Genomic DNA, 22,191 nt, shown 5'->3' on the forward strand with positions numbered 1-22,191 from the left:
GGTGACAGGGGCTTTTTCGTGGGGCTGAACAATCAGTCCTTGTCGCGGGCCAGCAGGGGCTTGAGGTAGAAGCCCGTGTGAGACTGCTTCATCTCCGACACTTGCTCCGGCGTGCCGACCGCAATGATCTGCCCACCTTTGGAGCCGCCTTCCGGCCCCAGGTCCACCAGCCAGTCGGCGGTCTTGATCACATCCAGGTTGTGCTCGATCACCACTACAGTGTTGCCGTGGTCACGCAAGCGATGCAGCACGTCCAGCAGTTGTTGGATATCCGCGAAGTGCAGGCCAGTGGTCGGCTCATCGAGGATATACAGGGTCTTGCCGGTATCGCGCTTGGACAGCTCACGAGACAGTTTGACCCGCTGTGCCTCACCACCAGACAGGGTGGTCGCTGACTGCCCCAGCTTGATGTACGACAGGCCGACATCCATTAGCGTCTGCAGCTTGCGCGCCAGAGCCGGTACCGCATCAAAGAACACCCGGGCTTCCTCGATCGTCATCTCGAGGGTTTCGTGGATGTTCTTGCCCTTGTACTTGATCTCCAGGGTTTCGCGGTTGTAGCGCTTGCTCTTGCACACGTCGCACGGCACGTAGATGTCCGGCAGAAAGTGCATCTCAACCTTGATCAGGCCATCGCCCTGGCAAGCCTCACAGCGCCCGCCCTTGACGTTGAACGAGAACCGGCCAGGCCCGTAGCCACGGGAGCGCGATTCCGGCACACCGGCGAATAGCTCGCGGATCGGCGTGAACAGCCCGGTGTAGGTCGCCGGATTGGAGCGCGGCGTGCGGCCAATCGGGCTTTGGTCGATATCGACCACCTTGTCCAGATGCTCCAGGCCTTTGATGCTGTCGTGAGCGGCAGCTTCCAGAGTGGTCGCGCCGTTCAGCGCGGTGGCACTCAACGGGAACAGCGTGTTGTTGATCAGTGTTGACTTGCCCGAACCGGATACACCGGTAACGCAGGTCAGCAGGCCCAGCGGGATCTCCAGGTCGACATTGCGCAAGTTGTTGCCACGCGCGCCCTTGAGGTGCAGTGCCATCTTCTTGTTGCGCGGCGTACGTTTGGCCGGCACGGCGATCTTCACGCGGCCAGACAGGTACTTGCCGGTCAGTGAGTCAGGATGCGCCATCACTTCTGCGGGCGTGCCCTCGGCGACAATATGCCCACCGTGTACGCCGGCTCCCGGGCCGATGTCGACTACATAGTCGGCCAGGCGAATCGCGTCTTCATCGTGCTCAACCACGATCACCGTGTTGCCGATGTCTCGCAGGTGCTTCAGCGTACCCAGCAGACGGTCGTTGTCCCGTTGATGCAAGCCAATCGACGGCTCATCGAGGATGTACAACACACCCACCAGGCCGGCACCAATCTGGCTGGCCAGGCGAATCCGCTGTGCTTCACCACCGGAAAGCGTATCGGCACTGCGGTCCAGCGACAGGTAGTCCAGCCCCACGTTAACCAGGAACTGCAGCCGCTCACGAATCTCCTTGAGGATCTTGTCGGCAATCTCCCCACGGCGGCCGGTCAGCTTCAGCGTGCCAAAGTATTCGCAGGCATCGCCAATCGGCAGGTTGGTCACCGCCGGCAATGTCTTCTCGCCAACCCACACATGCCGTGCTTCGCGGCGCAGGCGGGTGCCACGGCAATCCGGGCACGGCTGGGTGCTGAGGAACTTGGCCAGTTCCTCGCGCACGCTGGCCGACTCGGTCTCGCGGTAGCGACGCTCCAGGTTCGGCACGATGCCTTCGAACGGGTGCGAGCGCTTGACGATATCGCCACGGTCGTTCAAATACTTGAAGTCGACGTTCTGCGAGCCGCTGCCATGCAGGATGAATTTCTGCTGTTCGGCTGTCAGCTCGTTGAACGGCACTTCCAGGCTGAACTTGTAGTGCGACGCGAGTGACCCCAGCATCTGGAAGTAATAGACGTTACGCCTGTCCCAGCCGCGTATCGCACCCTCCGCCAGCGTGAGGTCACCATTGACCAGGCGCTTGATGTCGAAGAATTGCTTAACCCCCAGGCCATCACAGGTCGGGCAGGCGCCGGCCGGGTTGTTGAAGGAAAACAGCTTCGGTTCCAGCTCGCTGATGGCATGGCCGCAGATCGGGCAGGCGAAGCGCGCGGAGAAGATGATTTCTTCGCCGGGCTCGTCGTCCATCGGCGCCACCAGGGCGATACCGTCCGCCAGCTTCAGCGCGGTCTCGAAAGACTCCGCGAGGCGCTGCTGCAAATCGGCACGCACCTTGAAACGGTCGACCACCACATCAATCGAGTGCTTCTTCTGTTTATCCAGCTTCGGCGCTTCGTCCAGCTCATAGAGCTTGCCGTTGATCCGAGCCCGCACGAAACCTTGCGCACGCAGCTCTTCAAAGACGGAAAGGTGTTCACCCTTGCGCTCGCGAATCACTGGCGCCAGCAGCATCAGCTTGGCGCCTTCCGGCTGGGCCAGCACCAGGTCGACCATCTGGCTGACGGTCTGGGCTTCCAGGGGAATGTCGTGGTCCGGGCAACGCGGAATACCCACGCGCGCGTACAGCAGGCGCAGGTAGTCGTAGATTTCGGTGATGGTGCCCACGGTGGAGCGCGGGTTATGGGACGTCGATTTCTGTTCGATGGAAATCGCTGGCGACAGGCCTTCAATGGTGTCGACGTCGGGCTTTTCCATCATCGACAGGAACTGGCGGGCATAGGCCGACAGGGATTCCACGTAGCGGCGCTGGCCTTCGGCGTACAGCGTGTCAAACGCCAGGGACGACTTGCCGGACCCGGACAAGCCGGTGATGACGATCAGTTTGTCCCGTGGCAGGGTCAGGTCGATGTTCTTCAGGTTGTGGGTTCGAGCCCCACGAATCAGGATCTTGTCCAAGATGGCCTCGCACGGCGGGCGTAAATAATGCAGGAGTATACGGCTAAAGACTGGATGAATATACACTGTCAAAGTGCCGGGTGCAGCCTTACATGAAAGCTGCGCGGCAAAGCGCCGCATATACCCTCTCAATCGATGGGACTGGTAGAATCGCCGCCGGTTCACACGAGGTTTATCCATGCACGATCCCCACAGCGAACGCATGAGTGGCAGCGAGACCCGCGCAGCAAGCGGTCTGGCCCTGGTGTTCGCATTCCGTATGCTTGGCATGTTTATGGTGTTGCCGGTGCTGGCGACCTATGGAATGGATCTCGCAGGAGCGACCCCGGCCCTGATTGGCCTGGCGATTGGCGCCTACGGCCTGACCCAGGCGCTGTTTCAGATTCCGTTCGGGATCATTTCCGACCGCATCGGCCGCCGGCCGGTGATCTACCTGGGGCTGATCGTCTTCGCCCTGGGCAGTGTGCTCGCGGCCAATGCCGACTCGATCTGGGGCGTGATTGCCGGACGAGTCCTGCAAGGCGCGGGGGCGATTTCCGCCGCCGTCATGGCGCTGCTTTCCGACCTCACCCGCGAACAACACCGCACCAAGGCCATGGCCATGATCGGAATGACCATCGGCCTGTCGTTTGCCGTGGCGATGGTGGTTGGCCCGCTGCTGACCCGCGCGTTCGGCTTGCACGGCCTGTTCCTGGCCACCGGTGGCATGGCGCTTTTCGGCATCGTGATCGTGGCCTTTATGGTGCCGCGCTCCACGGGGCCGTTGCAGCACCGTGAGTCGGGCGTCGCTAAACAGGCATTGCTGCCCACACTCAAGCACCCGGACCTGCTGCGCCTGGATTTGGGTATCTTCGTATTACACGCGATGCTGATGTGCAGCTTCGTCGCCTTGCCCCTGGCCCTGGTGCAAAAAGCCGGGCTGCCCAAGGAGCAACACTGGTGGGTGTACCTTACTGCGCTGCTGATTTCGTTCTTCGCCATGATCCCGTTCATCATCTACGGCGAGAAGAAACGCAAAATGAAACGAGTTCTCCTGGGCGCCGTCGCGACATTGATGCTCACTGAGCTATTCTTCTGGCAGTTCGGCGACAGCCTGCGGGCGCTGGTGATCGGCACGGTGGTGTTCTTCACCGCGTTCAACCTGCTGGAGGCTTCATTGCCTTCGCTGATCAGCAAGGTTTCACCGGCCGGCGGCAAAGGCACGGCGATGGGCGTGTATTCCACCAGCCAGTTCCTCGGTTCTGCACTGGGCGGGATCATGGGCGGCTGGATGTTCCAGCATGGCGGTTTGTCGGTTGTGTTCCTTGGATGCGCCGGGCTGGCTGCACTTTGGCTAGCCTTTGCTGTTACCATGCGCGAACCCCCATACGTCACAAGCCTGCGTCTGCCGTTATCGCCCGAAGCGATTCGTGAAGCCGGTCTGGTAGAGCGCCTGAAGGCCGTCGTTGGGGTAACAGATGCAGTCGTGGTTGCTGAAGAAGCGGCCATTTACATCAAATTGGACACCGAATTATTGGATCGCGCGACGCTCGAGCAACTGGTCAACCCAGTGCCGACAGCGCGCCCAGCCTAGGAGAACGTTATGGCCCGTGGGGTTAACAAAGTCATATTGGTCGGTACTTGCGGCCAGGATCCCGAAGTTCGCTACTTGCCGAACGGTAACGCCGTGACCAACCTGAGTCTGGCGACCAGCGAACAGTGGACCGACAAGCAAACCGGGCAGAAGGTCGAGAAGACCGAATGGCACCGTGTGTCGATGTTCGGCAAGGTTGCAGAGATCGCCGGTGAATACCTGCGCAAAGGTTCGCAGGTCTACATCGAAGGCAAACTGCAGACCCGCGAGTGGGAAAAAGACGGCATCAAGCGTTACACCACCGAAATCGTGGTCGACATGCAAGGCACCATGCAACTGCTGGGCGGCCGTCCACAGGGCGACCAACAGGGCCAGGGCGGCATGTCCAACTCGGCACCGCGTCCACAGCAGCAGTCGCGTCCGCAGCCAACCCAGCAGCCACAGCGTGAGTCGCGTCCAGCGCCACAGCAGGCAGCTCCTCAGCCGGCAGCCGACTTCGACAGCTTTGACGACGATATCCCGTTCTAGGCCATACCTTAGACTTTTTTGTAAAGTTTAGTCCTGAAGCCCCCGCACTGCGGGGGCTTTGCATTTCTACGGGTGTAAAAAATATTTCGACTAGGCTCTTAAGGTCAGATACCACGTAGAAACGTAAAGATGGGAGTCCGCCGTGAAGCCCTCAGCGCGCAGGATTAAGTCATTAAATGGCGAGCGACTCATCGTTCTTGTCGACGAGTCCGGGATGCCTCTGTTCTACCCGGCGCTCTACGTCACAGTGCATCTGCGCGGGCGTTCTCTGGCGCTGAACACCATTCAGAATGCGCTTGATGCGGTCAAAGCCCTGTACGCGTGGCAGGGCTATTATGGCCATGATATCGAGTCTTATTTTTCGCGTGGTGAGCTGCTGCAAGCTCACGATGTGCATTCCTTACGCGACTTTATGCAAAGACCGTTGAGCCGCGACAACGGTGGCAAAATCGCTACTATTTCAGGTAGACCCGCAGCGGTTAGCACAAGCAATCAGTACGCGCGCATGTCAGTGGTCGCTGACTACCTTGGTTTCCTAGGGGGTCAGCTGCAACGATCATCCGCACACAGTAGTGAAAGTACTCAGCGGATGGTTGCGCAGATCAAAGCTAACCGTCCCAGAAAGTCGACTAAGTCCAACGTAGCCAGGGACGAAAAACATCTCGATGACGTGCTTCTTGATGCGCTTGAGGACGCGTTGAAGCCAGGTTCGGCTAACAATCCCGCTCATGAATATGCCGTCCAGGTACGCAACGCTTTGATGTTCTCCATTCTGCGTGTCACGGGGCTGCGACGTGGTGAACTGCTGAATCTGAAAGTCGAGGATATCGATTTTGCGAAAAATACGCTGAAAGTGGTCAGGCGCCCGGATTCAAAAGATGACGTTAGAGCCTATCAGCCAGTGGCCAAAACACGAGAGCGTACATTTCCCTTGCTGCCCGAACTGGCCGATCAAATTCGAGGCTATGTGCTCGGTCAGCGCAACAAAGTGCCCGGTGCCAAGAAGCACGGCTATCTCTTTGTTACACATAAATCTGGGGCTTCGCAGGGGCGCCCTTTGTCGAATGCCGCGTTCGGCAAGTTCATGGGTGAATTGAGGCAGGTGGTCGAAGGCTGCAACGGAATCCATGCCCACTCGTTACGCCATCACTGGAACTACTCATTCTCGGCAATCTGTGAGGGGATAAATATGTCACCCGAGCGCGAGGAAAAGATCCGTTCATACCTGATGGGCTGGAGTGAGACCTCTGGTACTGCGGCAACCTACAACCTTAGGCACATTAAAGAGCAAGCTGGTAAAGCGGTGCTGGACCTTCAACACAGGCATCTTGGTACCGTACGGAAAGGAGATGCAGCATGAATATGCTGGCTGCGCAGGAAGGTGTCACCGAGGAGTTTTACTCAAGGGAGGGGTATAGGGTCAGGCTTGATGATAAGCGATGGAAGCTGAGTAAGGATGTTGATATCTCGGTTCCTGCGGTGGCCCAGGCCTTGAGTGCGGACATGTATATGTCTTTTCGGCATGTGCTTGCCTTTTACGCTCAATCCAGCTCTCCAGCGCATGTCCAGAATTTGTTTTATCGCTGCAAGTATTACCTTGAGGCTACGGCCGATCAGATACCTTTCAGTGTTGAGTCTTTAATTTTTTATCGCTCTTTGTTGGATAAAAAAACGGAGTGGTATCTAGGGACGTTGCGCGGACTGGTTAGGCGATGGGCTGACCTAGGGTATGCAGGTATGCCGATTGAAACCTTGGCGCTATTGGACAAATGGACATTAAAAGGCAATGAGAAAGGCTATGCCGTTCAGTCTATGTGCCCTGACAGCGGCCCCCTGACCGATATCGAAATGGAAGGTGTTATAGCAGCGGTAATCACGGCCTATGGTGATGATCGCCTAGAGCTCATCGATGCGTCTTATGCAATGACCTTAGCCATGACCGGGCGGCGTCCTGGGCAGATTACCGGATTGAAGATAAAAGACCTGATCCAGCAGTCGGATAGGTACTTCATCAGTTTTCCCCGTGCCAAGCAGCGTCATCAGCTTTGGCGTACAACGTTTAACAAATTCGCAGTCGTCGAAGATCTGTGGCTGCTTTTGCAGCAACAGGCCGTAGCTGTTAAGCAGGTATTTGCCGACAAGCTGGGTATAGACGTTCCAGCGGACTTGGTTCCCGAACTGCCGCTGTTTCCTGCATTGGAAGCTATCGACATTAAGTTGGAGTTGAGGACGCAACTCCGTGGGGATCGTCTGCATGCACCGAGCACTGCTGTAAACCATGCTATGGATCGGGTCGCAAAAATGATCAAGTTGGTCAGCGAACGCACGGGCCTGCCGGTTCACCTTAATCCGACCCGTTTTCGCTATACGCTTGGTACTAATCTCGCTCGCGAAGGCAAAGGCGAATACGTCATCGCTGAGGCGCTGGATCATTCTGATACGCAAAATGCCGGTGTATATGTGAGAAATATTCCGGAAATTGTCGAGCGAATTGACAAGGCCGTGGCCCTGCAGTTGGCACCTATTGCGCAAGCGTTCCAGGGTGTGCTCGTGATATCCGAAAGTGATGCGAGAAGGGGTGGTGATCAACGTAGTCGGATCTCCAATGGCGCCGCGAACCTCGGCACCTGCGGCAGTTACGGGTTTTGTGGAGCGTTAGCACCCATTGCTTGTTATACCTGCAATCATTTTCAGCCTTGGTTAGATGGCCCTCATGAGGCGGTTCTGGAATGCTTGATCCTGGAGCGCGATAGAGTCTTGGAGCAAACAGCAGACAAGAAAATTGCCTCTGTTAACGACCGGTTGATTCTGGCTGTCAGCGATGTGGTTAACCGATGCTGTGTGATGAAAAAAGAGGTTTCCCATGAATGATATTCAGCTCTTTACGTCGAAACAGCACCTTGATGCTAAAGCCAACCTCAATGACTTCATCGAGATGTGTCGTGATCGTCTCACAGTCTTCGGGACCAATCTAGATTGGAACAGTGACACATGGCCCGGTGTTTGTAACTTCACCGTCATAGGAGCTCCCTCTCGGGGGTTCACTACCAATCAATTGCTAAACCCCAAGATTATTCCTTTCGCCAAATCCTATGTGCGCTATCAACACCAGTACTACTCGAACAGTAGCAGTCGCTGTAAAGAGATAAAGGGTATTCGTTGTGTTGAGAAAGCGCTATTGCAGGTCAAAGGAAAGGCAGATATCACGCTGACAGATCTCAATGTATTGGATATGGCCGCTCAAGTTGCGCGCGAGTACAAGGCGTCCGCATACCAGGCAGGTTGCAGCATAGTAAAACTCGTAGAGTTTCTTAACCGGGCGAAGATCGTTCCGCACGAGCTTGTCTGGAAAAATCCAATCTCAAAGCCCAACGAGTTGAATCGAACGGACGCAGCAACAAAAGCCAAGCGAAGAGCAAAGGTTCCACAAGACCACTGCTTGGAATACATGGCCGAAATGTTTTCCAATGATCTGCAAGATCCGCGTGACCGATTCACTACTTCAATATTTGCGATGCTGATGTGCGCACCTTCTCGTATCAGTGAAGTGCAAGAACTTCCGGTCAACTGCTTACATACCGAAAGCGACAGTCAAGGTACAGAGCGGTTGGGGCTAAGGTTTTATGCAGCCAAGGGTTACGGTTCGGATATTAAATGGATTTCAACGCCTTTTAAGAGTATTGCCTCTGAGGCCATACGACGTCTCGTGGCGCTTTCCAATGAAGGTCGTAAATTGGCGTCCTGGTATGAAGAGAATCCCCACCGATTCTATCGGCATCCTGGCTGCCCTCGTGTGAATGAGAATGCTGCTTTGTCTAATGAACAAGCCTGCAGAGCGCTGGGGATTTCAGAAGAAAGTGCAACGGGTTCTTTGTGGGCTTATTTTAAAAGCTATTCACCGTTTCAAACTCTCAGGGCAAAGGGCGAATCGCTCACCCTGGCTTTTCTAAATGAATTTTGTCGCAGCAAACTTCCGGATGGCTGGCCCTGGTTTAATAAAGAACGGAATATCAAGTATTCCGAAGCACTCTGCTGTTTTCGGAGCCATGAACTACGTGTGGGTATGAATACCAGCCCTGTTTTGCTTTGGAAACCCGGTGGTACTACGTTCACGACTGATCTGAACTATATCAATGGTCAAGAGAGAAATGTCTGGATCCGGCACGGTTATAAGAATCCGGACGGGACTGAGATATCGATGACGTCCCATCAAGTTCGTCATTATCTAAACACTGCCGCGCAGCGTGGCAGTCTGGCTCAGCTTGATATAGCAAAATGGTCAGGGCGGGCAAATATTCATCAGAATGCTACGTACAACCATATGGCCGATGATGAGTACGTTGATATGGCTCGACAGGCTGGAGTGGGGGGCCTGCTTCAGAAAGTCAAACTCAATGCTCCTGTCACGTTTGCTGACTTGGACGCTGTGGGGGAGGGCATTGCTCACGTCACTGAATATGGGTTCTGCGTACATGACTTTTCAATGTTGCCGTGCCAGAAGCATCGCGATTGCTTGAACTGCATTGAGCAGGTTTGCGTCAAGGGAGATGAGGAAAAGCTGGAGCGTTTAAAAAAGCAGCGTGATGGCATTCGATTGCAGCTCATAAAGGCCCTAGATGCGTCTGAAAACAGTGTCTACGGCGCAGACCGCTGGAGCCAGCATCAAATTACCACGCTGGAGAGAGTAGGGCAGCTTATCGAGATTCTGGAATCGCCGAGCACCGCGAATGGCTCGGTAATCCATTTAAGCATTGTTCAGGAGTTCAGTCCGCTCAGGCGCGAGATAGCCGCACACACAGCTGTCGCAAAAAGCGCTGCTCCGTCGATATCAACTAGACCTGATGTTGATGAGCTTCGCATCCTCCTGGGAGTCTAACTGTGGCAAAGCATCTAACCATCAGAGACATCTCTATCCTAGTTAACCAGATTGATGCTTGGGAAGGAAAGTTAGGTTGGGATGCTTTGTGTGACGCCGCTGCACCTCTGATCGGTGGAAGACCTACTCGTCAGACCCTTAGTTCACACGGTCAGATCAAAGCGGCGTTTGGGCAAAAAAAACAGCAGTTGAAGACTGGTTTCGTTTCAACGAAGAGACCGTCGAGCTTGAACATTGCAGAACAGCGCATCAGACGTTTAGAAAGCGAAAATGAACGCCTAAAAGTGGAAAATTCGAATTTATTAGAGCGGTTTGTGAAATGGCAATACAACGCGTACAAGCACGGAGTGACCAAGGATAAGCTTGACGCTGAGCTGCCAAAAATCGACAGATAGAAATTTTGAACCGTTGGCAGGCGAACTGCCTTAAGGTTGAGTTGTCGAGGGGCCTAGAGTAATTCTGAGTCGGCGTTGAAGTCGCACCCGTTGAAGCTCACTGGAAACCATAATCCTTGAACAGAGCTAAACTTTACCCGTAGATCGTTTTACGGCTTACCCGATCCTTGACGATATAGGAGGAGGGATATGACTTGTGCTCAAGCTACGGAGGTCCGGGCTGATTTGGCGTTTGAGGAATGGAATCGGCTCTGGATGATTCAAGGTCATGATGTAGTGTGCCGCCTTTGCCAGAGACGTCAAAGGCTGGTCTCGGCTCATGAAGCTTTTGCGCACCGCCGATCTTGTATCTGGTCGATGGCCAAAAAGAAACACCATCCCTGGCAGACATTGGCCAGAATTCTCCGGCCATTTGACGGAAATCATTGAAGAGTTAGTGTGCTATCATTTATCCCGTAGCCCTTGAGGCGCTTGCAAATCCCGGTCTTTGATCGGGATTTTGCCTTTTCCTAATTACACGGACTTGACCACCCATTTGCAGCGGACTTGACCAGCGCAAATGACTGCCATGACTGGCCAGACTCAACCCAAAGCAAACGGCGGCGACAGGCAAAAATCGGCCAGAAACGGTCACTCGTTCTCTATACAGCCAGTTGAGGTTCAGGCGCCATTTATTTCGACCGGACTGAAGCTCGGCGCTTTACCACCTTGGCAAGCGACCAGCATGAGGTCTGCAGAAAGACGCCAAATTCGATCTCGATCCCGGGTTTTCTCTACCCCCCCATTCCTCAAAAAAACCATCAACGACTCAACCGAGCGGTCCTTGCGTTTCCGTTTTTTATACCTCAACATGAGGGGTCCTTTTCGGAAACATGTACGGAGTGGCGATGAGCACATTTGAACTGACGGCTTCAAACGCTTTCACTCGTCGAGCGACGATTATCGATGAGCCCGCGCATGTGGAAGTGCATTTGAGGGAGCTGCATTCCGACTTGGGTCCGGTCCTCCTCCGTGACGCCATTAGTGGCGGTATCCGAGGACGTAATGAGACCAGTCGTGCATCCGCTCCGACTGCGGCAGGTGTGCAGCAATGGCTGAAGACCGTTGAAGATCTGCGCACCTTGTTGGCTTCAGCTCACTGGCATATTCACGAGCAGAAGAACTGCCCTTTCATCAGTTCGCCTGATCGAAGCATTTCCATTGTTGTCATGACTGGCAATAGTGAGACAGGCAAGAATGGAATTGATGAGCCGACAAACCAGGCTGAAAAAGGAGCGGTGGCTGAGGGTTTTGTTTATAACAACAATCGTCAGTTAGAACTCTTCAATAGTGCCTCGTTCCAATTCGCAAAAGAACACCGGAAAGAAACCCAAGTATGGGCGTTGCTTTATCATTATGATAAAGTACTTAAGCAAGTTCGATATGAATTGTCCTTGCCGACTGGATTTGGTAATAAAAAAATTACTAACTGGGGCATTCGCATACTCCTAGGTAGTGTCTCTAACAATCCAGATGATTTCACCATTCGTAAAGATGAATCAAATTCTCCGATTTCGGTGGAAGTAGAGCCTAAAATAGGCAAGTTGTGAGTAAGTAGCTATGTCCGAAATTAATCCCAAGCAAATCACATTTGCCAGGGTGAGAAGACGCTTCACTAAAGCTCAGTTGGCAAAGGAATTAGGTATTACCAGTCGTAGCCTGCAGAACTACGAGACTGGTGCGTCCTATCCTGAGCCAGCGGCGTTGGAGAAAATTGCAAAAATACTTAACTTTCCTCAGCAGTTCTTTTTCATTGAGGAAGATATGCCAGAGCTCAGGGAGGATTCGGTAAGTTTTCGTAAGCTTTCAAAAATGACTGATGCACTGAAAGCTTGCACATTTGCAGCAGGTGCTATCGCGTTTAGAGTGAACCATTGGATAGAGGAAAGGTTTAATTTGCCTTCGGCAGCACTACCCGACCTAAGCGATCTAGGGCCTGAAGAAGCGGCTGCCACACTACGTCGCGTATGGGGACTAGGTAATGCACCAATTCCTAATATGATTCACTTGCTTGAGTCAAAAGGTATTCGTGTTTTTTCGCTGGCCGAAGAAACCCGAGAGGTTGACGCTTTCTGTACTTGGTATGATGGCAAACCATTTATTTTCCTTAACACCATCAAGTCCGCAGAGCGAAGCCGCTTTGACGCGGCACATGAGCTAGGCCATTTGGTTCGCGACGTTTACACAATGCAGCACGGCCAGGCGCACGGACCTGAAATGGAGCGACAAGCTAATGCATTTGCTGCAGCCTTTTTAATGCCTAAGGATAGTGTGGCTGCTAATCAGCCACCAACTTACTCGATTAAGTATTTGATGAAACTCAAGCATTATTGGGGTGTGTCGCTTGCAGCTATGGCATATCGTTTTAATTCATTGGGGTTAGTCAGTGAATGGAATTACCGAAATCTTTGCATAGACATTGCTAAAAGTGGATATCGCTCTAATGAGCCAGAGCCGATGGAGCGGGAGACATCGCAGTTGCTCACAAAAGTACTAGATGCTTTGCATATCCGAAAGCAAGGTCGTCGGGAGATTGCGGATAGTTTGAGTATCAGTATAGATGAAATTAATGCTTTAACTTTCCAGCTGACAAGGTTGTCAGTAGTATCAGGAAGTATAACCGGTCGGTCGGCAGTTAAGAAAGGTTCTCCGAAGTTGAAGCTTATATAGCGGAAATCTTTTTCCTGGTTCAATAGAGAATTGAGCCTATTACTTTGCTTCATTTTTAGCAGATAGACTACGAGCCGCATTCGATCGCTAATGGACGATCCCTCTTCCAGAAGTCCGCGCATCGAAAATATCGTTTGGTTATACGTAACGCCGTTTGTGCTCAACGAGCTCCCCGCACACCTTAACCGGATGGGGAGCTTTTTGTTTTGTCGCGATGCTCCTCATAAACTGGTAGATCAGACGTCCGATCAATGATTTACCCAGTTATAGGCGCCCAATCGAACAGAAAGTCCACCCATGGGCAACGACCTACCTCCCCTCGAATCCAGCACGACCAGGTCGAGATTCTGACCCGTCGCAGCGAATCGTTTTTTGAACGCCTATAACGAATCCAATACCCTGCTGGGTGAATTGATGCGGAACCAGTTAACCCTTGATCAACTGATGGTCGACTGCGTTGCACCGCTGAAACTGTCGCACCACTTCGCCACGGGCGAGCAACTCGGAGCAGCGCTGTTACTAACATAAGGAGACCAGTCAGAGCAGGTGATGTTTTGAGCTGCCGTGTCCGCTATTTGTTCAACGCATTATTGTTGCATTTCACTTATGCAGGCCAGCTATATGACCTAAGCGGTACAATGGGAGGGCGGTCTCAGGTTCCAAGTGCAACAGTCAGTTGATGGTTTCGAGCTTGTTGCTCGCTAATAGCTGAAGGTATTCAACCAGTACTTCGACCGGAAATTTCCAGCCCAGCGTTTGGCGTGGCCGAGTGTTCAGCAAGTCGGCAATTTCGTCCAGTCGCTCCTGGGTGACCAGAGAGAGATCCGTGCCTTTTGGCAAATACTGGCGCAGCAAGCCATTGGTGTTTTCATTGCTGCCGCGCTGCCATGGGCTGTGCGGATCTGCAAAGTAAATCTTCAGGCCGGTGTGGGCCGTGATTTCGGCGTGACGGGCCATTTCACTGCCTTGGTCGTGCGTCATGGTTTTCAGCAATGATGGCGCCATCCGCGACATCTCTCTGGTAATGGCTTGAGCGGCTGCATAGGCGGTCGGTGCGTCGAGTTTTGCCAAGATTACGTAACGGCTGGTGCGCTCAACCATCGTGGCGACAGCAGAGCGATTGTTGGCCCCGATGATCAGGTCGCTTTCCCAGTGTCCTGGAACAAGGCGATCAGCGACCTATGGTGGACGCAAGTGGATGCTGAGCTCAGCAGGATAGCGCTCTCGACGTATGGCACTCTGGGTTCGCGGGCGACGCTTGCCTTTACCTTGGCGCAAGTAGCTGATGAGCTGGCGTTTCAACTCGCCTCGCGGATAGGCATAAATTGCCAGGTAGATGGTTTCGTGACTCACATATCGCTCGGGGTGATCGGGCCAGATACGGCGTAGTCTGCTGGCGATTTGCTGGGGTGACCAGCCAATGCGCAACATTTCTATGATCACTTGGAACAGTTCAGAGCCAGAGCACAAGCGAGACTGACGGCGCGGCTTGTGACGTAGCACTCGCGCCCGGCTTGCGGCGTGAGATGAATCGTATCGCCCCAGTTGGCTGTGCCGCCTGATCTCACGGCTAATGGTACTGGGATGACGCCTGAGCAAAACGGCGATAGCTCGAAGAGTGAGTTGTTGAAGCTGCATCACCATGATGGCGACGCGCTCCTCAGTGCTGAGATGTGTGTACTTCGTTGGCATGGCAACACCTTACATCAGGTGTTGCACTTGGTCCTTGAGACCGCCGAGTGCGCGGCATCAGATGCTGCTTTTATCCAGAGCGAATCGCATAAAGCAAGCGATTGCATCTCTATAATTAGCACGTTAAGGATATATTCAATATATAGTGTTTTTTGCCATTTCTTGCCACAGGAGTTTCCTGTCAAGCTCCTGGCCTTGGTATATGACTTTTCCAAAAGTATCGTCCACTACACGACGCCCTTTCTCATATATATGCACGTGGATTCCCAGTTCCTGAGGCCTGTCTGCTGTCCATAAGACGGCTGGAGTAGAAGACCATACATCGAATTTCAAACCAGGATACTCGTCCATATTTAGCGTGCGATCGGGGACTATATACTGATTGCTGTTGTTAAATTGATCGTGTAAGGGCTTCAGTGGCGTTGATACTATTTTCCCATCACTCCAAACGCTGTCATTACCACAGTTTCCACAGAAATGTTTTGCGTGTGGCGTGTTGGCGAAGCTGCCCAAATCTAGATGAGGATACCCGCATTTTTTGCACGTCACACATGACATTTCTCGGCCATTTTCCAGTGACTTTACGAACTCGAATGCAGCTGGTGGCGTTATCTGAATTTGAGTGATTTCGTCGCTGGAAAATAATCCTAAATTTTTATTGTATGAGCAAACGATAGCGTCAAAATCCCGATCCAGCCGCTTTTTATTGTCACCAGAGAAACGCTTGTGCACGTGTATTTTGGGAGGTCTTGGGACTATCTCTTCACTAGAGAGTGCTGGTGGCAAGGAGCACCAAACCCCAATTTCTTCAAAATCGTTGAAATCCACAACTAAAGGATCAACTACATAGCTCATGCCCATAAGGTGATTACTGCAGGTTACTTCACCGGTAGATGGTACAGCAGCTATATCTGCTTTTACACCCCAGTGGATTTGGTGAGTTTTGCAGTACCATCTATCTGCACCGTTTCTGAATTTCCCACATGGAATAATATTGCAAGGTAATACTGCGTTGTCGCCGGTTTTTGCGGTGAAGCTACCGAACACTCCCTCGGAGTTTACAGCGATATTCCCGATTGTGCTTCCAGGTGCCCAACAAATAGCTGATGCAGTAGAGTATTGTTCAGCACTATCCTCTTGTTCACCCTCATTGCAGTATTTTATAGTAAAGTTTTTTTTCGCCATCCCCGTTCCTGGATCAGACCATTCACACTCCCACACTTCAACTTGCCCTGTCTCTGAGTTTAGTTTTCGGGAATAAAACATTAAGTAATCCTTTAGTTAGGCTGTGAATATTTACTAGAGGGTGCTATTCCTGCAAATCTTCGGCAGGTTTTACTATATTCTGAATCGACCAACCGGTCTTTGTGCGCGCGATCGGGGTGTAAAGGCTGGATGACATCATTGAAGCAGTTTGACCGTCAGAGTTCAAGGTGTACTCGTCTACTGATTATGACTGGCCGGGGTGCGGTGCCCCCCTAACAAATGCTCCTCCCTAGAAGGCTCATCTGCTGCCTATAGAAGGTTGACCGACACCTGCATGGTTACATTTTTTGCTACTTCGTCACCATTCACGCATGGGCTTATAGGTGGTGGGTTTATACAGGGTTCTATTAAGTTGGCTTTTTTGAATTAGATGTGAGTGCAAGATGATTTTAGTGAGCTTTAATATATGATATTATAATTTTCTATCTTTTTTATCGTTTTTTTATTTACAGTAGGGCGGGTAATGATTTTTGTTGTAATGTTAGGCGGAAGACATCCTAGAGCGAAAATTGAAGTCCATGATATAGCCTTCGTGGTCTCCGACAGCTTAGAGGATGCGTATCCTCAGCTTAGACAGAGTTGGTTTGGATCCCCTGTAGGTCTTCATATTGATGCATGGATGGCAGTTGATGGAGTTGAAGGCTGGAAGTTAGAGCTAAGCACCTTAGCTCCCCACCCCGGATCTATGCGCTTGTACTTCATCAATTTGGGTGGATATGAAGTTAAATCCTTTGGCGAAGCGCATCACTATTCTCTAATAGTTGCGAAAGATAAGCAGGCGGCGATGAGCCTCGGTAAGCGCCAGATTTTAAAGCACTGGGCCCGGGCCCATACTGATGGCGTGCTGGATGTGGACGACTGTTTGCCGATTGATGCGATAGAAGGAAGATACGTTCATTTGGTCGAGGGACCACACGACGGCATAATTCAGTGCAATGACTACATCGTCTTGTCGTAACGCTTAGTCAGCTCAATACGTCATATGCTTGTTATCGCTGATACAGAATTAACCCAAATGCGGACTTAACATTGCGCCGTCAGTGATCAGCTCAATGTCAGAACTGCAAATACTTACATCGCGTAGGCTTGGGTCAGCCAAATTTCGATAGCCGACTCAATTGGGCGTTATCGACAACAGTCTCGGCTCATGAGGCTTTTTCACACCGTCGACCTTGTATCTGGTCGACGGTGGAAAGCAAGCATTACCCCTGTCAAATAATGGCCAGCCTTCTTCGGCCATTTGATTGGAATCACTGATGCGTCAGTGTGTTCAGAAAAAGATGCTTTGCCTTCTCTTTTTCAGGCCTTGATGAGAAGGATGAAATTTTGCCTGCTCATCAAGGAAGTCGGTATTGGATGTTCTAGGGGCGCTTTAAAAAATAATCTTTTATCGCTCTGATCATAAATTTTGACGAAATGTAGGATCCGTAAAGATGTAGATCGTCAGTCTTATTCGCATCACACAAGTCGACCACCGTTTTTGCGCAAATACACGCTGGCCTATGCGGTGAAAGTTCTGCTGCCCGCTGTACGGCAAAAATCTCCATGTCCAAGGCATTAACCTTTCTATGGATTACCTCTATTTGGATTAAGTATTCGCGATCAGCTATGACTGAAGAACCGCTTGTGAAAATGCCCACCTCAGGTTTAAATGTTTCCATAGGACGCTTGCCGCCGTCAAAACCTTCTTCCAATTCGCGTATTAGTCCTTCCTTGTTACATAGGACTTTCAAATCTGTGAGAGTGGTATTGTCAGTGTGGACTTGGTACGGTTCTTGTTTAAAGCCATCTGCGGCCCATTTTCCCGATTGGTATTCATAAACCATGCTGGAGATTAGCAGTTGACCTTTATTAGCGCGTTGCTCAAAGCCGCCGCATATTCCACTCATTCCTACTACAGATGGTTTAAATCGGTCTATACATACCCCAGCAATTATTGCGGCATTTACTAGGCCCATTTGTGGCAGGAGAACTACGGTGCCTTTTTTTCCCTCGATTTCAATGTCGTAGCAATCAACACCGCTCCTAGTTATTTGTCTGCCTCCTATTATTGTTACATAAGGGTTTCGTTCTGCGAGTAACGCACAAAATATGATGAAATCCAGCTTTACATTTTTTTTAAGCTGAATCAATAAGTGATCAAGTGTAGATTGCCATCCCTTTTTGTTAGCGAAATCTGCGAGAATGCAGCCATTGGATTCATAAAATTCCCGCATTTCTGGGAATTCGGCAGGGTATGAACTTATAGCCAAAAGTAACGCATCATTTTTCCCTGCTTTTATAATCGACTCCAATATTGATTTTCCGTTTGATGACGCTGTGCCGTTATCACAGTTTGGGAGCTTGAAATCAATTATAAAAAGGCCGATATCGAGATGTAAATAACCCGCAAAATCTGTCATGTTTTTAGCAATGAAAATATCTTCGCTCGCAATTCCTCCTCTGGTGAGGTGCGACGTTATCGCTTGGCGCTTTTTTTTGTCGTCCTCTATTAGCAGAATTTTCATTTGACGGATCTCAGAATTGAAACTATACGTTGCAACGTAGTCTTGGATTTATAGTTGTACAAGACAGCGCCTCTTACATCCTGGCTGTATTTTTCATTGATGACTTTTGGAGAGTCCTTTAGTTTTACCTTTGTACCACCAATGTAAAAGTCAGGATATTGCGTGACAATTATTATTTTAGTGGTTTTTTTTGAAAGTTTAAGCGCTCTTAAAACCTCGATGCCGCCCTGAGCTTGGTCGTGACCTTTTTTCTTATCGTCAGCACTTTCCCCAAATGTAGGCAAGGCCATATCAAGTATGATTAGATCATAGTCAGTTTTCATAACCTCGAGTACTGCGCTGCTGACGCTGTCCACTATCTCGGGTAGGAATTCATATACTTCTTTTACGCATTGAATGATTTCATCGCGTTTGTGGATTTCATCTTCAACAAGTAATATTTTCATAGAGTTGCACAACTAATTACGTCCTCAGTGGCGGTTTCAGCATGTATTGAAAAGCCGACTCTTAGTTCTCTTGCCTCATCTTCATTGTGGCATCGAACAGTGTGTATTCCTTCACTTATCCGGCTGATAAACTTGATCTTTTTGATTCCCGTATAACCTTCCGTGACCATGTCGGTGCCAGCCTCTGCTGTTTCAATAGCCTTCGCAATTCGTAGTTTGGAGTTCTGGTATTGTTCTTTTGCAACTGTTGAAGTGATATCAATCGCTACTAAGTCAAGTACTGACTCAGCTTCCGCTTTGCGTGCGCAAACGTTGACAAGAATAACTGTGCCGTCCTCTCCATGTTTATGGGCATTTTGAAGGAGTACTGCTAAGCAGTCATACAGTCGATGTACACTTATGCCTGTGTACTTTATGTCGAGAGCATCTCCCGAAAACTCAACTCCGTTATTTCGGTTCACATCAATCAATATGATTTGACATAAGTCTCGTATTGATGCTGATATGAATCCAGTTCTTGGCACTTGAAACCAATCAGACACCTTCTTGAATACCTCGTTAACCGCCTCATGCAACTCCGCTTTTATTTGTCCCTCTACGGTTCCAAATATGCCGGAAAAGTACTTATCTATGGAAGTGTTGGCTTCTTGCAATAGTGTTGTTCTTATAAATCTAGCAGCATTCTCTAGCTGAGGGGTAATCTGTTTCCAGCAAAAAGCTATGAGTAAGTCATTGAGAAGCTCGCTGCCGCCCGTTGCTCTTAGCGTACTGGAAAGTACGCGTATATTTTCTTTAGTTGACGAGTCTTCTAAGTCTAAGATGGCATTGAAGAGTGAATGATGAGACTTGAATTGTAGATGGTCTCTTCTCAATTTATCGACGATTGATTTGTAAACATCCATCCATGCCTCGACTGTCTTGCGCATGCTGGAGTTCGCCAAGATGATTCCGTACTCGGATTTACGAAGAACAGCATCCACAGTGTCTGTGGTCACACCATCTAATGTGTTGTGCCGGATACGTCGGCCGAGATACGATTCAATTCCAAACTCAGTGTTCAAGCAAAACTGTTCGAACGCGTCCTTTGCGATTTGTGTTATGAGGTACTCGCTTTGGTCATTAACATGTATTACTAAAACGCTCGTATCGCCACTGGTAATATTCTCGAATGAAGAAATTCTTGCTCTCGGATGTAGGCTTCTATACTGCTCGGTAGACACTGATGGATTACTGTCGAGCCATTTTTTCATAGATATGCTGTCAACATACATTCGACTGCTGTCGAAGTACTGTTGAAGTTTGGAGACTTTGGATCGCGTAGTAATCGCGTCGGCTTCGATAATGTATTCTATGCGATTTAATTTTTTACCAATCAATTGTAATATGTCGCAACGTATTTCTGATGCTTGTGAGGCATTTTTCACCAACGTGTACATTTTTTCTAATGTGACTTCGTCCAGAGAACTCACAATGTAACTTGCTATCTCCGGCGATTCATTAAGAAGAGAATCTATAAAGTCAACCACCGAACCCTTGTGAGCAGTATTTATATGAGCAATGAAATCTGTTCTGAACTCGAAATCAACATCAGGGTCGATTGATTTTTTTCTGAAAAGCGCAAGCGCCAGAACAGTAACTAGACTTTTGCTTTCTGGTGGGGCAGTTACGTAAATCGCCCTCATTTCTTCTTCTGTTAGAAGAGTTTCTAATCGCTGAGTGTTTTCAAATATAAATTTGATTTCTTCACTGGTAAGGCTTAGTAAACTAGATTTGTTCTGTATTAGCCGTAGAAACAGAAAAGTCCTATAGAATGTGTCCAGATTGATCTGGAATTCTTCATTAAGAGGGGTTTCATCAGAAGAGAGTAATAGTTCTTTAGATGTTGAAGTGGTCGACGAGGCCTCGATTTTTCCATCAATAATCTCAGCTAGCAGTCGGGCGCCAATTACTCGATCAAACTTATTCCGATATAGTGCGAATTTAGGTCGTTCAAGAAATGCTGCAGAAGTTCGGTAAAGATCTAGAGAAACCTCGCTGTCTTCATTTATCTCTCGGTAATAATCCGTAATGACTTCTCCATCAATCACGGAGGACGTATACTCAATCAACTCATATAATTTCTTCAAGAACTTCGAATTGAGGCGTTTTTCGAATTCGCGTCGAGTCGCAGTGAATTCTCTAGAAAGATTGAAAATTATTAAAACGGCGTAAATTGTATCCAGTAAGCAGGATTCAGTGGCGCGGAGTAAGAAGCCAGCTATGTCTTTTTCATCAATTGGTGTCGGTATGAAGTTGCTCAAAGATATCGCTTTACGGAAATCGCCATTGACTCTTCCCACGAGGCCGCTGACTCTCCTTTTAGCTACTACAAATAATGAAATCTTTGAATTTAGATTTTCAAGTGCGCTAAAGTGGAAGCCTGCGTTACCGCGATGAGAGATTTCTTCTTCGATTTGGGAAACCAAGTTTAGTGAAGTAGCCGAAAGCTCTCTTGAACTTCTAAGGTATGCCAACTTATACGAAAGGTAGTTTGAAGCACCGTACTTTTCACTGTAATCGAGCAAGAGTTCGAGCGCTGATTCCGACGTCATACTTTCCATGCTGGCAAGCGTTTCGATTATGTGCAGCATTTGGATCGCTGCTTCGTCTACTGAGTTAATGTAACCTGCTGTATAAGAAACTTCGTTCCTCCATTCTATTGGAGGGAAGGAGGTCATGACAAAAATATCGTCACTGGTTTTTTTAGACTCTTCGGGGCCATTGAGTAGTCCGTGACTCCCCTTTAATATAGAACCAATGAGCATGCTGTCGTGGGGAGTACTCCCTTTTCGAATGTTTTCTACCTCATGGCGATTAACGCGAGGTTTTGTGCTACACCCACGCATCAAGTTTCTCTTTTTGATATCTTTAATACTAAATATCAGCTTGTAAATTTCAGCTGGGTGCCACGCCTTTGTATGATGGTATTTGCTATCCATTATCAGTAATTGTCCTTATACATTTGTAGCACAGATACTTTTGGCTCGGAACCCAGCTCGATCTCAAACGCTTCTTCGCCCCAAGCTTCACTCTACCGCAAGTGATGGCATTTTGACTATATTTTGTCTCTTTTGAATATCAGTTTCGGGGTGGGAGGCTCTGCCACGCGTTTCGTATTAACGGGGTAGCGTACTTGCTTAGGTTTAGGATCTGCCAGGAATGGTAGGGTGGGGGCTGGAACAGGCGGCTGCATATTCGTGAGGCGTCGGTGCAAATCTAAGTTCGAGAATAGTTGTTCTGTTTGCATTCTCTCATTAATGTACTTTGATTGAGTTGCGCTTGCGTTAATAGAT

General features: G+C 50.1%; 15 protein-coding genes and 1 pseudogene. 10 read left to right on the forward strand and 6 right to left on the reverse strand.

Annotated elements, in window-relative coordinates:
- Window positions 1–32: 32 nt before the first annotated feature.
- Window positions 33–2,867 carry an excinuclease ABC subunit UvrA gene (uvrA, locus tag CEC48_RS14785; RefSeq protein WP_088424414.1) on the reverse strand — a complete coding sequence of 945 codons (2,835 nt, stop codon included), beginning with the start codon at window positions 2,865–2,867 and terminating at the stop codon, window positions 33–35.
- A 178-nt stretch (window positions 2,868–3,045) separates the two neighbouring features.
- Here uvrA and CEC48_RS14790 point away from each other — a divergent pair, with 178 nt between their 5' ends.
- The 9 genes from CEC48_RS14790 to CEC48_RS31570 all read left to right on the forward strand — a co-directional run bounded on the left by CEC48_RS14790 (window position 3,046) and on the right by CEC48_RS31570 (window position 13,476).
- Window positions 3,046–4,440 (forward strand): MFS transporter, encoded by a 1,395-nt coding sequence (locus CEC48_RS14790; RefSeq protein ID WP_010174606.1) that lies wholly within the window; start codon window positions 3,046–3,048, stop codon window positions 4,438–4,440.
- A gap of 9 nt (window positions 4,441–4,449) precedes the next feature.
- Complete coding sequence (locus CEC48_RS14795) at window positions 4,450–4,968, forward strand: single-stranded DNA-binding protein (RefSeq protein WP_003210042.1); 519 nt, start codon at window positions 4,450–4,452, stop codon at window positions 4,966–4,968.
- Window positions 4,969–5,110: 142 nt separating this feature from the next.
- Entirely contained in the window at window positions 5,111–6,328 is a 1,218-nt protein-coding gene (locus CEC48_RS14800) for a site-specific integrase (RefSeq protein ID WP_088424415.1), read from the forward strand.
- Complete coding sequence (locus CEC48_RS14805) at window positions 6,325–7,839, forward strand: site-specific integrase (RefSeq protein WP_088424416.1); 1,515 nt, start codon at window positions 6,325–6,327, stop codon at window positions 7,837–7,839. The genes CEC48_RS14800 and CEC48_RS14805 overlap by 4 nt, the downstream gene beginning before the upstream one ends.
- Entirely contained in the window at window positions 7,832–9,844 is a 2,013-nt protein-coding gene (locus tag CEC48_RS14810; RefSeq protein ID WP_088424417.1) for an integrase, read from the forward strand. The genes CEC48_RS14805 and CEC48_RS14810 overlap by 8 nt, the downstream gene beginning before the upstream one ends.
- Before the next feature lie 2 nt (window positions 9,845–9,846).
- The gene (locus tag CEC48_RS14815) at window positions 9,847–10,239 is read left to right on the forward strand and encodes a hypothetical protein (RefSeq protein ID WP_088424418.1); all 393 of its coding nucleotides are present in this window, start codon (window positions 9,847–9,849) and stop codon (window positions 10,237–10,239) included.
- 887 nt (window positions 10,240–11,126) lie between these two features.
- Window positions 11,127–11,828: a hypothetical protein gene (locus tag CEC48_RS14820; protein WP_088424419.1), complete on the forward strand. Its 702-nt coding sequence runs from the start codon at window positions 11,127–11,129 to the stop codon at window positions 11,826–11,828.
- A gap of 10 nt (window positions 11,829–11,838) precedes the next feature.
- Window positions 11,839–12,948 (forward strand): XRE family transcriptional regulator, encoded by a 1,110-nt coding sequence (locus CEC48_RS14825; protein ID WP_088424420.1) that lies wholly within the window; start codon window positions 11,839–11,841, stop codon window positions 12,946–12,948.
- Window positions 12,949–13,320: 372 nt separating this feature from the next.
- Window positions 13,321–13,476: a hypothetical protein gene (locus CEC48_RS31570; RefSeq protein WP_176438718.1), complete on the forward strand. Its 156-nt coding sequence runs from the start codon at window positions 13,321–13,323 to the stop codon at window positions 13,474–13,476.
- Window positions 13,477–13,620: 144 nt separating this feature from the next.
- Here CEC48_RS31570 and CEC48_RS14830 read toward each other — a convergent pair.
- Window positions 13,621–14,640 (reverse strand): annotated as a pseudogene (locus CEC48_RS14830) (IS30 family transposase).
- A 135-nt stretch (window positions 14,641–14,775) separates the two neighbouring features.
- A complete protein-coding gene (locus CEC48_RS14835) occupies window positions 14,776–15,906 on the reverse strand; it encodes a hypothetical protein (RefSeq protein ID WP_088424421.1) in 1,131 nt (376 codons plus the stop codon).
- Window positions 15,907–16,369: 463 nt separating this feature from the next.
- Here CEC48_RS14835 and CEC48_RS14840 point away from each other — a divergent pair, with 463 nt between their 5' ends.
- Complete coding sequence (locus CEC48_RS14840) at window positions 16,370–16,864, forward strand: DUF1543 domain-containing protein (RefSeq protein WP_088424422.1); 495 nt, start codon at window positions 16,370–16,372, stop codon at window positions 16,862–16,864.
- A 403-nt stretch (window positions 16,865–17,267) separates the two neighbouring features.
- Here the strand turns inward: CEC48_RS14840 and CEC48_RS14845 are convergent, their stop codons facing one another.
- Genes CEC48_RS14845 through CEC48_RS14855 form a run of 3 tightly spaced genes read right to left on the reverse strand, consistent with a single transcriptional unit; the run spans window position 17,268 to window position 21,837 of the window.
- Entirely contained in the window at window positions 17,268–18,413 is a 1,146-nt protein-coding gene (locus tag CEC48_RS14845; protein WP_088424423.1) for a nucleoside phosphorylase, read from the reverse strand.
- Window positions 18,410–18,859, reverse strand: coding sequence for a response regulator transcription factor (locus tag CEC48_RS14850; RefSeq protein WP_088424424.1), 450 nt, complete (start codon window positions 18,857–18,859; stop codon window positions 18,410–18,412). The genes CEC48_RS14845 and CEC48_RS14850 overlap by 4 nt, the downstream gene beginning before the upstream one ends.
- A complete protein-coding gene (locus tag CEC48_RS14855) occupies window positions 18,856–21,837 on the reverse strand; it encodes a hypothetical protein (protein WP_088424425.1) in 2,982 nt (993 codons plus the stop codon). The genes CEC48_RS14850 and CEC48_RS14855 overlap by 4 nt, the downstream gene beginning before the upstream one ends.
- Window positions 21,838–22,191 lie beyond the last annotated feature (354 nt).

The sequence above is a fragment of the Pseudomonas sp. K2I15 genome, assembly GCF_002204795.1.
Classification (GTDB): Bacteria; Pseudomonadota; Gammaproteobacteria; order Pseudomonadales; family Pseudomonadaceae; genus Aquipseudomonas.